The sequence below is a fragment of the Neobacillus muris genome (assembly GCF_943193175.1).
In the GTDB taxonomy this organism is placed as follows: domain Bacteria; phylum Bacillota; class Bacilli; order Bacillales; family Cytobacillaceae; genus Neobacillus; species Neobacillus muris.
The window spans coordinates 1-13,707 of the sequence record NZ_CALPDF010000022.1 but is presented as its reverse complement, the minus strand read 5'-3'; the positions used below and the strand labels follow the sequence as shown (position 1 = coordinate 13,707).

Sequence of the window (13,707 nt, the reverse complement as noted above, 5' to 3'; positions counted from 1 at the left end):
GGAAAACTTTGAGATGTTCAATATTAATAAAATCTCCTAAAAATGAGGCAAATGACTATGATTAAGAAAAGAATTCGTCATTTAGGAAGATCTAGGGATATTGTCTACGCCTTTACTCGGCATGGATTCGGCTATGTCATGAAAGAGTTGGGGCTCCTTGACATATTAGCTGTTCCTAAAAGGATATTTTTGGAAGGTAATAAAACAATTACTAGTAAATCGACCGGTGAGCGGATCAGATTGTTTTTAGAGGATCTCGGACCAACATTTATAAAAATTGGTCAAATTGCCAGTACCCGGCCAGACATTATTCCGAGAGACATTATTGAAGAATTAGTGAAGCTTCAAGATCAGGTATCCCCCTTCCCGTTTGCAGAGGTGAAGAAAATTGTCGAGAATGAATTGGCAGATACTCTGGAAAATTGTTTTGCCATCTTTAATGAGGACCCTATAGCGGCTGCCTCGATTGGCCAAGTCCATGATGCTGTATTGTTGACGGGCGAACGGGTGGCTGTCAAAATACAGCGTCCCAATATCGATTCCATTATCGGAACAGATTTGGAAATTCTCCAAGATTTAGCGAGGCTGGCGGAGAATCGTTTAGAATGGGCCAGACGATATCAGGTCCGTGATATTGTCGATCAATTGGCCCAGTCACTCAAGCAAGAACTTGATTATGAAAACGAAGCACGCAATTCAGAAAGAATTGCCGCTCAAGTAAAAAATGACCCGAAGGTAATCATTCCTAAGGTTTATTGGGAATTTACAACCCCAAAGGTTTTAACGATGGAGTTTATTGAAGGAATTAAATTGAATGATGAGGAAATACTTCAGGAAGCTGGTTATTGTACAAAAAACCTTGCTGAAACAGTGGTCAACTCTATCCTGCAGCAAATTTTAATTGACGGCTTTTTCCATGGAGACCCGCACCCAGGGAATATTTTGGCACTGCCAGAAGAAAAAATTGCTTTTATGGACTTTGGCATTGTCGGACGTATTAGTCCGGAAATGCGGGATCATGTCGCATCTTTTGTTATCGCCATGATGAATCAAAATACGAACGATGTCATAAAGGCAATTACTAAAATGGGATTAGTTCCAGAGAGTGTGAATCTTTACCAATTAAAAATCGATGTCGACCACCTAAGGGAAAAATACAGCAATGTTCCATTTAGTGATATGAGTGTAGGCGGGGCCGTTAATGAATTATTTTCGGTTGCATTCCGCCACCAAATAAAACTGCCGACCGACTTAACCTTAATGGGGAAAACGTTGTTGACTATTGAGGGGGTTGTGGAGAAACTCGACCCTGAACTGAGTATCATCAAGATAGCAGAACCTTTTGGTAAGCAATTAATTTTGGAGCGGCTGCGTCCTAAAAATGTGGCAGAACGAGTCTGGACCCAAGTGAATGAATATGGGGAATTCCTAAATGATTTCCCAAAAACACTAAAAGATATTACGACCATTATGAAAAATGGGAAAATGAAAATCGATCTTACAACCCCAGAACTTGAAATGTTTGTAAAAAAATTAACCCGGATCAGTAATCGGATCTCATTCAGTATTGTCCTGCTGTCTTTTTGCATCCTGATGGTTGGGATCATTATTGGAACGACATTATCCGGTCAAACAATCGCATTGTTTTCAAACTTTCCTGTTGTTGAAATAGGTTTGGTTATAGTGACGGCAATATTTTTCTGGCTGTTGCTGGCCATAATCAAATCTGGAAGATTTTAGTGGATTCCATTTCTCCATACCTATCTGAGAGCAGAGAAGAATGTCCGGTCAGCTTTGACTGGGCATTTTTTTATAGGAAAATATTAATTTATTTACCCTTAAATGAAAGCGTTTGCATAAAATGTGTTTCTTTAGAACAACAGCAGCTGCATTCCAGGGTGATATCAAATAAATAACGACAATTTTCGTGGATTTTTTTAGAAATTACAACTAATCATTCTATTTGAATTGGCATTATTATGGTAAAAAATGTTTTTTGAAATTGTTAACTATCGGAGAAAACTAATGATTTTGAGGAATTTTGTCGATAACGTTAGGTTTACAAATCGAATAATTACCATAATAATTAAAATTATATTAATATTCTAATTATAATTTGCCGAAACCCCTTAGAATAATGCACCGTTAACTGGAATGTTGATAGCAAAGTTCAAAAGGAGGCTCCAGTATTTTATGGTTTATCAGCAAAAGCCATGGCTAAAAGTGTATGACCCGAGGATTAATGAAAACGTTTCAATTGAGCATAACTCTCTTTATGAATTTTTAGAGGATGCTGTAAAGCGTTACAACACAAAACCTGCATTTACATTTTTTGGGGAGGTCTGGAGTTTTAATGAAACAAAGCTATTAACCGATCGTTTTGCTGCAGCTTTGCATCAAGCAGGTTTTGCTAAAGGTGATCGACTGGCTGTCATGCTTCCAAATTCCCCGCAGTACATCTTTACATTATTCGGGGTATTTCGTCTGGGCGGCATTGCAGTTCAGGTTAATCCTATGTACGTAGAAAGAGAAATTGAGCATGTGTTAAATGACTCCGGAGCGGAATACGTGGTAGTTCTTGATGCTCTTTATCCGAAGGTGAAAAAGATTCAAGTCAATACCTCTTTAAAAAAGATTATTGCCGTTAATTTAGGGGGAGACAAGCAGCAGCTTCATGACCAGGATGATTATTTCGAAGAGTTCCTTCTATCTGGCGGAAGTATTCCTGATGTGGAGATTCAGATCGAAGAAGATGTGGCCCTTCTCCAATATACGGGAGGAACAACAGGACTGTCAAAAGGTGTGATGCTGACCCATAAGAATCTGTTAGCTAACTTCAACCAAGTTTGTGATTTCGCCTATAAAGCATGCGACAACAAACCGGAAGAATTTAAGATGATTACAGTCCTTCCATTTTTTCATGTCTACGGGTTATCCAGCACCGCGCTGTGCGGAATTCGGGAAGGGGCGAACCAAATTATCCTGCCGCGATTTGATCCGAAAGAAATCATGGAGATTGTCAAGCGGGAGAAGCCCTTCCAATTCTCAGGTGTGCCGACCATGTTTTTTGCCTTAAACTCCATGCCTGGAATGGAAGAGTGCGGATTTGATCAATTTTATTACATAAGCTGCGGCGGTGCCCCTCTTCCAGTGGAGGCTGCCAGGGTATTTGAAAAAAGAACCGGTGCCAAACTTCTTGATGGCTACGGCCTTTCTGAGGCATCACCTACTGTCATCTTCAATCCACCCTTTGTACCTAGAAAGTATGGAAGTATCGGTATTCCGGTCCAAAGCACGGAGGTAAGAATTGTTCTAGAAACAGATGATGGTTATGTCGATGCACCAGTGGGTGAAGCCGGCGAATTAATCGTAAAAGGCCCTCAAGTGATGAAAGGGTATTGGAACCGTCCCGAGGAAACAGCTGCAGCCATTAAAAATGGCTGGCTGTTTACAGGTGATATCGCAAAAATGGACGAGGATGGCTACTTTTATATAGTAGACCGTAAGAAGGATATGATTATTGCGAGCGGTTATAACGTGTATCCAAGTGAAATAGAGGAGGTGCTCTATCAACTTGAGGCAATTGAAGAAGCCTTGGCTGTCGGGGTTCCTGACCCTTACCGTGGCGAAACTGTAAAGGCCTATGTCAAGCTGAGACCCGGCTATATGGCGACAGAAGAAGAAATCAAACAATTTGGAAAGAACAATCTTGCGCCATACAAGGCACCCAAAGAGGTTGAAATACTTCCGGAGCTCCCAAAATCTTCTGTTGGTAAACTATTAAGAAGAGTACTAAGAGACCAGGAAAAAGTAAAAGTTAAAGTTTGATAGATTGGAGGAGATTTTAGGTGATCAATGAAGATTTATTTAGTTTAAAAGGGCAAACGGCTATTGTTACAGGCGGCGGCCGAGGTTTAGGGAAGCAAATTGCAGAGGCCTTTGCCGATGCTGGAGCCAATGTAGTCGTTTGTTCAAGAAACGTGGAAGTGTGTCATGAATTATGCGAAAGTTTAAAGCAAAAAGGGGTACAATCTCTGGCTGTTCAATGTGATGTTTCGAATGAGGATGACATCCAGAGAGTGGTCGATGCGGCCATGGAGGAGTTTGGCCGTATTGACATTCTAGTGAATAATAGCGGAACAAGCTGGGGAGCTCCAGCATTGGAAATGCCTGTCGATAAGTGGGACAAGGTTATGGACATTAACCTAAAAGGTGTTTTTTTGTTCTCGCAGAAGGCTGGAAGGATAATGAAGGAACAACGCTCAGGAAAAATCATTAATATTGCCTCCATTGCCGGTATGGGCGGCCAGGACCCGCTGGTCATGGATGCAATCGGCTATTCTGTCAGCAAGGGAGCTGTCATTACATTAACAAAGGATCTGGCTGTTAAACTGGCACCCTATCATGTTCATGTAAATGCAATTGCACCCGGCTTCTTCCCAACCAAAATGACAAAAGCGATATTAGGCTATTCTGGACAAAAAATTCTGGAACGGACACCGGCTGGCAGATTTGGCTCAGACAGTGATATAAAAGGCCCTGCACTATTCTTGGCATCGGCAGCGTCCGATTATGTTTACGGCCATGTTTTGGTTGTAGACGGCGGAACGACTGCAGGAGTTCAATAAAGCTTGGAATGGAAGCCATGGATCATGATCCCAATATTCTCTATCAGGAACTGCAGGCAGAAATAAATAAAAAAATTCATGGCTTTACGAATTGCCAGGCATTTACCTCTGCATGCGGCAGGGCGATGGAGAGACATTTAACCCTATTAGAAAAATATAAACGGATGACCACTCAATGGTTAAATGGTTTAAATATTCCCACTAAGGATGAATTTGCAGTGATTTCTGTCCGAACCGTAAATCTGATAGAGACAGTGGATTCCATGGACGATGCGGTTTATTCGACAAACACAGCTCATCATCATGCTAGTAGCCAACTAAGGGAAGTCCGATATTCTTGGGAAGAGTTACGATCGATCTTAAAGGTGGAAGTCAAGGATATGAAGCTAAATAATCTCCAAACACTACAGGCGGAGCTTAACGAATTAAAACTGTTATTTCAAATTGAAGATAAAGGAGAATGAAAGATGGCAGAGAAAAATGAAAAAGAAAATGCTGAAATGGTTTCAGAAGAAAGTCAGCTCTCGAGCCTTGACCTAATCTGGAAACTTGGTTCTGATGAATTGGATGCTTGGGCAGCGAGGTTTAATAAGCGGGATGAACTGTTTTTGAAAGCGGTAAGAAGCTTTGTGGACAGGGTCAAGCAAAATCAGGAAAATGCTAAAACGATTACGGAGCAATTTAGCAAAGAATTGAAGGAATGGGAGAAAGCAGCCCGTGAGGAACTGCTTGTTACAACCACCACTTTGCAGCACTTCTTTCCGATTAAATCGTATGAACAAATCAATAAGGCTGCAGATGATATCCAGGATAAAACAGCTTCCTTTCTCCTGGCCCCGATTAAATCTGTGAATTGCGGCAAAGCCTTGGATACGTATTTGGAAACAGTGGAGAAATATTTAGAGTTTAGAAAAAATGCCCGCGAAAAATATATCGATAGTGTGAAGAAGACAACCAATGTTCTTTATGAAAATCAAAAAATTTTAGTTGATCTTGTATCAAAGCAAGTGAAAGCAGCAATCTTTCCTTTTCAAAAGTACATGAATAACCCGACCGAGCCAACAAAATCCTAATGAGGTGAATAGATATGCCGGATAATAACAAAACCTACGATCCGTTTGAAACACTCCATAAGTTCAGTTTGTTGTGGGAAAAGCAAATCAATGATTTTATCTATCTTTGGACCAACAATAATGAATTTGTGAAAGCGGCTAATTTAGGAACAGAACTTCATTCCCGTTATTTGGAATCTATGAAAAAAAATCAAGAAGCACTTGCCAGCGTTCTTAATTTGCCAACAAAAAGTGATGTAACAAATGTGGCAAACCTGACCATCCAGACAGAGGAGAAAATCGAAGCACTAGAGGAACAGCTTTGGGACCTGCAGGACTCCGTAAAAGTCCAAGCCAAAGAAATCGAAGGTGTTGTAGAAGTATCCAAGGATATTATTAAACTGACGAAACAGCTGAAGACAGAATTAGTTAAAACGAAAAAAGAACTTACTGACACCAAAAATTTACATGAAGAGCTTCAGGAAATGAAGTTCGAAATAATGAAGCTGGCAGGATTTAAAGAGGAGCTTGAAGCTCTAAGAAGCCTTATGGAAAAAGATCCAGCACATGAGTTGACTGGGGCTGGCACATCAAAGTAAGCATAAGAAGGAGGGCAGGAAATGGCTGTAAACAAATCGGAGAATACCATAATGCCAAATTTAGCATATGAAAGAGAGCTTAACCGCTGGAGAAATGTTTTAAAAATTTTTACGGAGCCGGAGCCAAAGATGGGACATACACCAAGAGTGGAAGTATGGCGGAAAAATAAATCGGTCCTTTGGCATTATCCTGCTAAACAACGCAAATTTGAAATACCGTTATTTTTCGTATATTCCTTGTTCAACAAGCCCTATATTTTAGATGTGTCACCCAAAACAAGCGTGATTGAGGGCCTGACAAATCTAGGGTATGAAGTTTATTTATTAGATTGGGGTACACCAGGTTACGAGGACAAGAAAATCGGTCTGGATACGTATATTGACAAATATTTAAGGACAGCGGTTAAACGAGCCATTCGACATTCAGGTGCAGAAGAGATTACATTGGTTGGCTATTGCTTAGGCGGAACCATTGCTTCTATTTATGCATCCGTTGCCGACGAGCCGATCAAAAATTTAATCGTTGCCACTGTTCCCATTGACTTTTCCGCATTTATTGGCCCTGACAAATGGGCAGAGGGCATGAGGAATGGTGATTTGAATATTGAACATTTTATTGATGTATATGGAAACATACCGCCTAAGTTTGTAGAAGGAATGTTTAGAGCTATTGGAGCCCCGATCTATTTTACAAACTATACCATGTTATTGCATCGTGCCCATGATCACCGCTATGTGGATAAATGGCGGCGAATGAATAAATGGACGCTCGACCAGGTTCCTTTTGCAGGGGAGGCCTACAGGCAGCTTTCCACCGACTTGTTTAAGGATAATAAGCTGGTCAAAGGAGAAATAGTAATCGGAAATAAGCAGGCAGACCTAAAAAACATTAAGGCTAATCTATTTGTTATTTCGGGTTCCAGAGATAATTTAATTCTGGAAGAGCAAAGTAAGCCAATCATGGATTTGGTTTCCAGTGAAGATAAAACCTATATAGTTGTGGAAACAGGGCATGTCGGCTTAGCTTTATCGGGATTATTTGCAAAAATAGTAGACCAATGGGCAGCAAGCCGTTCTGAGCCCTTGAATTAGGTTTGTGTCATAATTTAGTGTACAAAGTAATATATATTTCTTGAGGAAAGGGAAAGGAAGTACCTATCCCTTTCTCTTTTAGCTTGCTTTTTTATGCTTGTTTAAAAAGCTTCGCAAGACTCCATTAAACGCTTCCGCGGCTTCCAATTTGGCAACATGGCCCGTATTCCTGAAAATGACAAATTCCGAGTGAGGGATCTGTTTATGCATCAGGAATTGCACCCATACCGGTATGACGGAATCATATTGGCCGCCAATAATAAGTGTTGGGACGTGAATTTTTGGCAAAAGCCACAAGTTATTGACTTTTAAACAGGCTTCCATTGCCTTGAAATAAAATTCCCGATTTGGCTGATAGTATTGATGAAAGGCTTCAATATTTTCTTGCGACCATGAATAAAGACAGACCTTAGCAGCGGTTTCTCTTATAGCTTCAACGGATTTATTTTCTGCACGGTTCCTCCGGTACTTGACAAATAATTTGCCAAGGTTTTTTGGGGCATAATGGAAGGTACTGACGAGCATTAAGGACCGGCACTTCTCAGGCGCCTGCCTGTAAATTTCTTGTGCAACCATGCCTCCCATTGATAAGCCGCAAATATGAGCGCTTTCAATCCCTAGCTCATGAAGCAGACAGAGGATGTCTTTTGCAAAGTTCTGAATCGAGATTTCACCGGGATTATTGTACTCTCCATGCCCCCTTAAATCCGGAATGATTAACTCATATTCATCGGCTAACACAAATTGTTTGACCCAGCCCTCTTTTACTTCTCCAAGTCCATGAATAAACACTAGAGGCTCTCCAGAACCAAGACGGATATAGGGGATCTCGGCCCAGTTTTCCGTTGCTTTATTCAACTTTATTCCTCCCGTTGGTTTTTATTAGACTTTGTTCCCAAAAATTTTACAGTGCAAACCTAAAATATGCTGCGGTTAATTTATTATATAACGGAAGGTGACAAAACATTACATATAGATGTAATTTACATATATGGACAAGCTGAAACAAATCAACAGACATGACAACTATCATGATTTGGACATGACATGTATGACTGCCGCTTGTGATTCCTTTTCATTATAATGCTTATATCTAATAATGAAGGGGAATCAAAATGAACAAAGAGAATGTTAAAGCGTTACGAAAACAGGTAGCTCCATATGAGAAGTCAAGCACAAAATCAAGCATTTGGCAGATCATGAATACCCTCCTGCCATTTTTCCTTTTATGGGTTCTAAGCTATATGAGCCTGGCGTTTTCTTATGTGCTGTCACTTATATTTACAGTGGCGGCAGCAGGTTTTTTGGTTCGGACGTTTATTATTTTCCATGACTGCTGTCACCACTCATTTTTTAAAAATCGGACAGCAAATAAAATTCTTGGGACCATCACGGGCATTTTGACGTTGTTTCCATACAGCCAGTGGCAATATGAACATTCCGTTCATCATGCTACAAGCAGCAATCTGGATAAGCGTGGAACGGGGGATATATGGATGCTTACAGTTGAGGAATATATGTCGGCATCAGTTTGGAAAAAAATCCAGTATCGTCTATATAGAAATCCATTTATCATGTTTGTTTTAGGACCAATCTATGTTTTTGTCGTAAAGAACCGGTTTAACCGAAAAGGTGCCCGGATAAAAGAGCGTTTAAACACATATCTTACAAACATTGGGATAATCGGATTGGCTGGAGCTCTTTGCTGGCTGCTTGGCTGGGAATCATTTCTTTTAGTGGAAGGGCCGATTTTTTTTATTGCCGGGTCTGCAGGGATTTGGCTGTTTTATATTCAGCATACATTTGAGGATTCGTATTTTGAAGAAGACCAGCAGTGGGAATATGTGCGGGCGGCTGTTGAGGGCAGTTCTTATTATAAGCTGCCAAAACTCCTGCAATGGCTGACAGGAAATATCGGATACCATCATGTTCACCATTTAAGCCCAAGGGTGCCCAATTATAAGCTGGAACAGGTTCATAATCAAACTTTAGTTTTGCAAAATGTCCCAACCATTACTTTGGCGACAAGCCTGTCCTCCTTGAAATTCCATCTTTGGGATGAGGATAACAAGCAATTTATTGGGTTTAAAGATGCAAAACTTTTAGCTAAAATAAAGAGCGTATAAAGGAATTCGATTCCATTTTCAGTTAAGATAGAGAAGAGGAATAGTTGTCCAAAAGGAGCCGTTCATGATTAAAAAGTATATGACCTTTCAGAAAAGCAATGGGATAGCACCCTATATCTGGACAATTCTTTGTATATTGCCTTTTTACTTTATCTTCCAAGCGCCGACAACCGTACAAATCGTGGTGGGTCTCTTATTAACATTATCATTCTTTATCCTGTATCGAATAGCGTTTATTTCCAAAGGATGGCTGGTATATGTTTGGACATTGATCTTGATAGCGATTTCGATAACAGCAACCAGTTTATTCAGTTATGTGTATTTTGCCTTTTTCCTTGCCTATTTCTTAGGTAACATTAAGGACAGGATAGCATTCCTGACATTATATTTCATCCACTTGCTTAGTACCTCTGTTTCGATTAATTACAGCATTGTCATGCAAGAAAAATTATTCTTGCAGCAATTGCCATTTGTTATTATTGTTTGGATTAGTGTCATTTTACTTCCGTTTAGTATCCATAACAAAAAGGAAAGAGACCAGCTGGAAGAAAAGCTGGAGGATGCTAATAAGCGTATAGGTGAATTGGTAAAGTTGGAAGAAAGGCAGAGGATTGCCCGCGATCTTCATGACACACTTGGACAGAAGCTGTCTATGATCGGACTTAAATCCGATTTAGCGAGAAAATTAATTACAAAAGATCCTGAACAGGCAAGAAATGAACTAAAGGAGGTTCAGGAAACAGCCAGGACTGCATTAAGCGAGGTGAGGAAAATGGTTTCCTCGATGCGTGGAATCCGGCTTAAAGAGGAGCTTCATAGAATTAAAGAAATTTTAAATGCTGCCCAGATTGATTTGGAAATAAAAGGAGACTTTTCCTTATCAAATGTTTCTTTATTTATCGAAAATATCTTAAGCATGTGCTTAAAAGAAGCCGTAAACAACGTGGTTAAACATAGTGGGGCAAAGAACTGCTGCATATCCATTAATCAGTCTGAGAACGGCATTGAGCTTTCAATCCGGGACAATGGCAAGTTTAAAGGGTCTGATGGGCACTTGGCGGAAGGTCATGGGCTGATTGGAATGAAGGAGCGTCTGGAATTTATCAATGGCAGTTTAGATATTGAGACATCTGAAGGAACGGCCCTGAATATAAAAGTTCCCAATGTTCAAAAGCCTCGTCATAATCAGGAGGAAACAGAATGATTAGAATTGTAATTGCGGAAGATCAGAAAATGCTGTTAGGCGCTTTTGGTTCATTACTCAATTTGGAAGACGATATGGAAGTAGTCGGAAAAGCAGAAAACGGAGATCAAGCCGTAGCTTTGGTAAAAAAATTCAAACCTGATATTTGCATAATGGACATTGAAATGCCTGGAAAAAGCGGTCTTGAGGCGGCAGAAGAACTGAAGGGATATGACTGTAAAGTAATCATCCTAACCACGTTTGCCCGTTCCGGTTACTTTCAGCGGGCAGTAAAGGCCGGTGTTAGCGGTTATTTGCTTAAGGACAGTCCCAGTGAAGAACTGGCGGCTTCGATTAGGAGCGTGATGGAAGGCAGAAGAATTTACGCACCTGAATTAATGGACGATGTATATGCAGAGGAAAATCCGCTGACCGACAGAGAGAAGGAAGTTCTGGAATTGGTTGCAGATGGAAAGAATACAAAAGAAATTGCAGAACAACTAAAAATTAAAGCTGGTACAGTTCGAAATTATATTTCCATCATCCTTGATAAATTGGAAGTAAAGAACAGAATTGAGGCGATTACCCAGTCGAAGGAAAAGGGCTGGTTTAAGTAAACGGTGTTTGAAAAACAGCTGGAACGGTCGATCCAGCTGCAGGACGGCCGTTCCGCCTTCTAGTCTAAAACAATACGCTCTAGTCTCAGCAAAGGGTCGGAGAACTGATGAAATTTTTAATATATTGATATACCTCAAATGGGCGTTCTTCCGGTAAGGCATGGCCTGTTTCTTTTAATACGATTAATTCGGAGTTTACCAAATCTTTGTTCAGTTTCTCTCCAACCTCAAGCGGCATTGATTTGTCATGGTCTCCCCAAATTAATAAGCAAGGGGTTTGAATTTGTTTAAGAACTACAGGTGGCAAATCCCCTTCCCGGTCACGAATCATCCGGGTAAGCGCCACGAAAATTTCATCCTGCAGGAATGGCTGAAGGTAGCCGTTGATCATTTCCTCGTTAATAAGGGAATGGTTATAAAGGGCTCCTTGCAAATTCTTTCTTACACCTGTTCTGGCAAACCAGTATTTTACAAACCGATGAAAGAAAGGGAGATAGCTTGTGAGAATGAGCGGAAATTTGGCCCGTTTTAAATAGGCTGAGCTGCAGAGCAAAATCGCTTTGTCTGCCAGTTCTTGACGTAAATGCAGAATGTTTAAGACAATTTGTCCCCCCATTGAATGCCCAATAAACATCATTTTTTTCAATCCAAATGATTCAATCAGTTGAATGACGGTTTCAGCCAAATTCTTGTATGAATAGACATATCGGTTACACTTGGCACTTTTTCCAAAAGGGGGAAGGTCGACCGACAGCACCTGAAATTCTTTCCTTAATAATGAAATTAAATGCCGATATGTAAACGTGGAAGAAAGAAAACCATGCAATAAAACAAAGGTTTGATCAGTGCCTGGATTTGGGTAAAACTCATAGTAAATTTCTATGTTGTTAACTGACTTATGCCCTGACAATACATCGTTCTCCATCTATCCTTCCTCCTGATTCTTTGATTATCTAGCAGATGTCATTAATGTTCCCCAAAAATTTCACCTTACACCTAAAACGTTTTTTCAAAAAAGTGATTCGACAAACAGTTTGTAACAAGGATTGTTGCTTGAATTTCCAAAAAAAGATGAATTTTAAAAATAAAATGTTTGAATTTTTTGAAAATAGACTGTATAATGGAAAAAAGCTTAAGGAGTTGATTTCCATGGATAAGAAATTGCTTAATTCACCACAACATTCTGATGAAGGCACTGATTCATTTGTAGCCGAGATGTTCCTTAAAAATGCCCTGCTTGAATTTAAAAGGGAGAAAATCCGCAAGGAAATCGACCAAACGCTGCTAGAGGGTAATAAGGAATTATTCCTCAAACTCACGGAAGAACTTAAAAAGATTTGTTGACACTGTCTCATTACTGTCCCTGACACTAAGAAGAAGCCCTGTCCATCACGGACAGGGCTTCTTGGCCTTTTATAGCAGCGGATAGTTATGTTTTCCCCGCATTGGAGTATTAAAAAAATGGATATGCTATCGATATAGGAGAGATGGCCATGCGCGAAGCAATCGTAAAGGAAATGTATAAACTAGAGGAACAATTTCATATAAAAGTGTGCTGCGCAGTTGAATCCGGAAGCAGGGCTTGGGGTTATCCAGCACCGGATAGCGACTACGATATCCGATTTATCTATGTTCACAAACCAGAATGGTATTTATCAATTGAGGAGAAAAAAGAAGTGATAGAACGGCCCATTAGTGAGGGGCTTGATATAAGCGGATGGGAATTACGAAAGGCGCTGCGATTGTTTAAAAAGTCTAATCCGTCCATTATGGAATGGCTTCAATCTACAATCGTCTATTATCAATCTTCATCTTTAACCGACAAAATGAAAAAAATGCAGCCTAAGCTGTTTTTGCCTAAAGCCTCCTTGTTTCACTATATAAATATGGCAAAGGGAAACTGCCGAAAAAATATCCATGGAGAAGAGGCAGCCATTAAGGCCTATTTAAATATTCTTCGGCCAATCTTGGCTGGCAAGTGGATTGCAGCCTATCAATCTGCTCCGCCTCTAAGCTTTCAGAAGCTGGTGAACCATTTGGTTGACAATGAAAAGGTTAAGATGGAAATTCACTTCCTGTTAGATAGAAAAATGAAAGGATATGAAACGGCATTAAAGGAACAGATCCTGTCCGTAACTGAATTTATTCCAATCTCTATCAGCCAGTTAGAGGATAGTATCAATAGTTTAGCCGTGTGGAAAAGGGAACATGACTATACAGCAGAACTCAATGAATTATTTAGACTAGTTCTTCGAGAACTATGGTTTAAAAATAACAGTTCAATCAAAAAGACCATCTTATGATGGTCAGATTGTCGAGAAAGGGTATTTTTCCGGCAATTTTTTATTATCACAGAATCTAAATACCAAATTTATTGATTGTCCATGCAAATGGGCCTGTTGATTTCCGT

Annotated in this window: 14 protein-coding genes; 12 read left to right on the top strand and 2 right to left on the bottom strand. The window is 40.1% G+C overall.

Going from position 1 to position 13,707, the window contains the following annotated elements:
- Positions 1-57: 57 nt before the first annotated feature.
- The 7 genes from NFS43_RS14530 (at position 58) to NFS43_RS14500 (ending at position 7,371) form a co-directional block, all read left to right on the top strand.
- A complete protein-coding gene (locus NFS43_RS14530; RefSeq protein ID WP_251552419.1) occupies positions 58-1,740 on the top strand; it encodes an ABC1 kinase family protein in 1,683 nt (560 codons plus the stop codon).
- A 453-nt stretch (positions 1,741-2,193) separates the two neighbouring features.
- Positions 2,194-3,828: a long-chain-fatty-acid--CoA ligase gene (locus NFS43_RS14525; protein ID WP_251552418.1), complete on the top strand. Its 1,635-nt coding sequence runs from the start codon at positions 2,194-2,196 to the stop codon at positions 3,826-3,828.
- A gap of 20 nt (positions 3,829-3,848) precedes the next feature.
- Entirely contained in the window at positions 3,849-4,628 is a 780-nt protein-coding gene (locus NFS43_RS14520) for an SDR family oxidoreductase (RefSeq protein WP_251552417.1), read from the top strand.
- Positions 4,629-4,636: 8 nt separating this feature from the next.
- Positions 4,637-5,092: a hypothetical protein gene (locus NFS43_RS14515; RefSeq protein WP_251552416.1), complete on the top strand. Its 456-nt coding sequence runs from the start codon at positions 4,637-4,639 to the stop codon at positions 5,090-5,092.
- A 3-nt stretch (positions 5,093-5,095) separates the two neighbouring features.
- Entirely contained in the window at positions 5,096-5,701 is a 606-nt protein-coding gene (locus NFS43_RS14510; RefSeq protein ID WP_251552415.1) for a hypothetical protein, read from the top strand.
- A 14-nt stretch (positions 5,702-5,715) separates the two neighbouring features.
- Positions 5,716-6,279, top strand: coding sequence for a polyhydroxyalkanoate biosynthesis repressor PhaR (locus NFS43_RS14505; RefSeq protein ID WP_251552414.1), 564 nt, complete (start codon positions 5,716-5,718; stop codon positions 6,277-6,279).
- 21 nt (positions 6,280-6,300) lie between these two features.
- Positions 6,301-7,371: an alpha/beta fold hydrolase gene (locus tag NFS43_RS14500; protein WP_251552413.1), complete on the top strand. Its 1,071-nt coding sequence runs from the start codon at positions 6,301-6,303 to the stop codon at positions 7,369-7,371.
- Between the two features lie 78 nt (positions 7,372-7,449).
- On the opposite strand, the gene NFS43_RS14495 is transcribed toward NFS43_RS14500, so the two are convergent.
- Positions 7,450-8,229 carry an alpha/beta fold hydrolase gene (locus NFS43_RS14495; RefSeq protein WP_251552412.1) on the bottom strand — a complete coding sequence of 260 codons (780 nt, stop codon included), beginning with the start codon at positions 8,227-8,229 and terminating at the stop codon, positions 7,450-7,452.
- Positions 8,230-8,486: 257 nt separating this feature from the next.
- Between NFS43_RS14495 and desA the strand changes: the two genes are divergently transcribed.
- From desA to NFS43_RS14480, 3 genes are all read left to right on the top strand, one after another.
- The gene (gene desA, locus NFS43_RS14490) at positions 8,487-9,497 is read left to right on the top strand and encodes a Delta(5) desaturase DesA (RefSeq protein ID WP_251552411.1); all 1,011 of its coding nucleotides are present in this window, start codon (positions 8,487-8,489) and stop codon (positions 9,495-9,497) included.
- A gap of 64 nt (positions 9,498-9,561) precedes the next feature.
- Complete coding sequence (locus NFS43_RS14485) at positions 9,562-10,701, top strand: sensor histidine kinase (protein ID WP_251552409.1); 1,140 nt, start codon at positions 9,562-9,564, stop codon at positions 10,699-10,701.
- Positions 10,698-11,297, top strand: coding sequence for a response regulator transcription factor (locus tag NFS43_RS14480; protein ID WP_251552408.1), 600 nt, complete (start codon positions 10,698-10,700; stop codon positions 11,295-11,297). The genes NFS43_RS14485 and NFS43_RS14480 overlap by 4 nt, the downstream gene beginning before the upstream one ends.
- Positions 11,298-11,382: 85 nt before the next feature.
- On the opposite strand, the gene NFS43_RS14475 is transcribed toward NFS43_RS14480, so the two are convergent.
- Entirely contained in the window at positions 11,383-12,222 is an 840-nt protein-coding gene (locus NFS43_RS14475; RefSeq protein WP_251552407.1) for an alpha/beta fold hydrolase, read from the bottom strand.
- 224 nt (positions 12,223-12,446) lie between these two features.
- Between NFS43_RS14475 and NFS43_RS14470 the strand changes: the two genes are divergently transcribed.
- A complete protein-coding gene (locus NFS43_RS14470) occupies positions 12,447-12,641 on the top strand; it encodes an IDEAL domain-containing protein (protein WP_251552406.1) in 195 nt (64 codons plus the stop codon).
- A 149-nt stretch (positions 12,642-12,790) separates the two neighbouring features.
- Positions 12,791-13,600 (top strand): nucleotidyltransferase domain-containing protein, encoded by an 810-nt coding sequence (locus NFS43_RS14465; protein WP_251552405.1) that lies wholly within the window; start codon positions 12,791-12,793, stop codon positions 13,598-13,600.
- Positions 13,601-13,707: the final 107 nt, after the last annotated feature.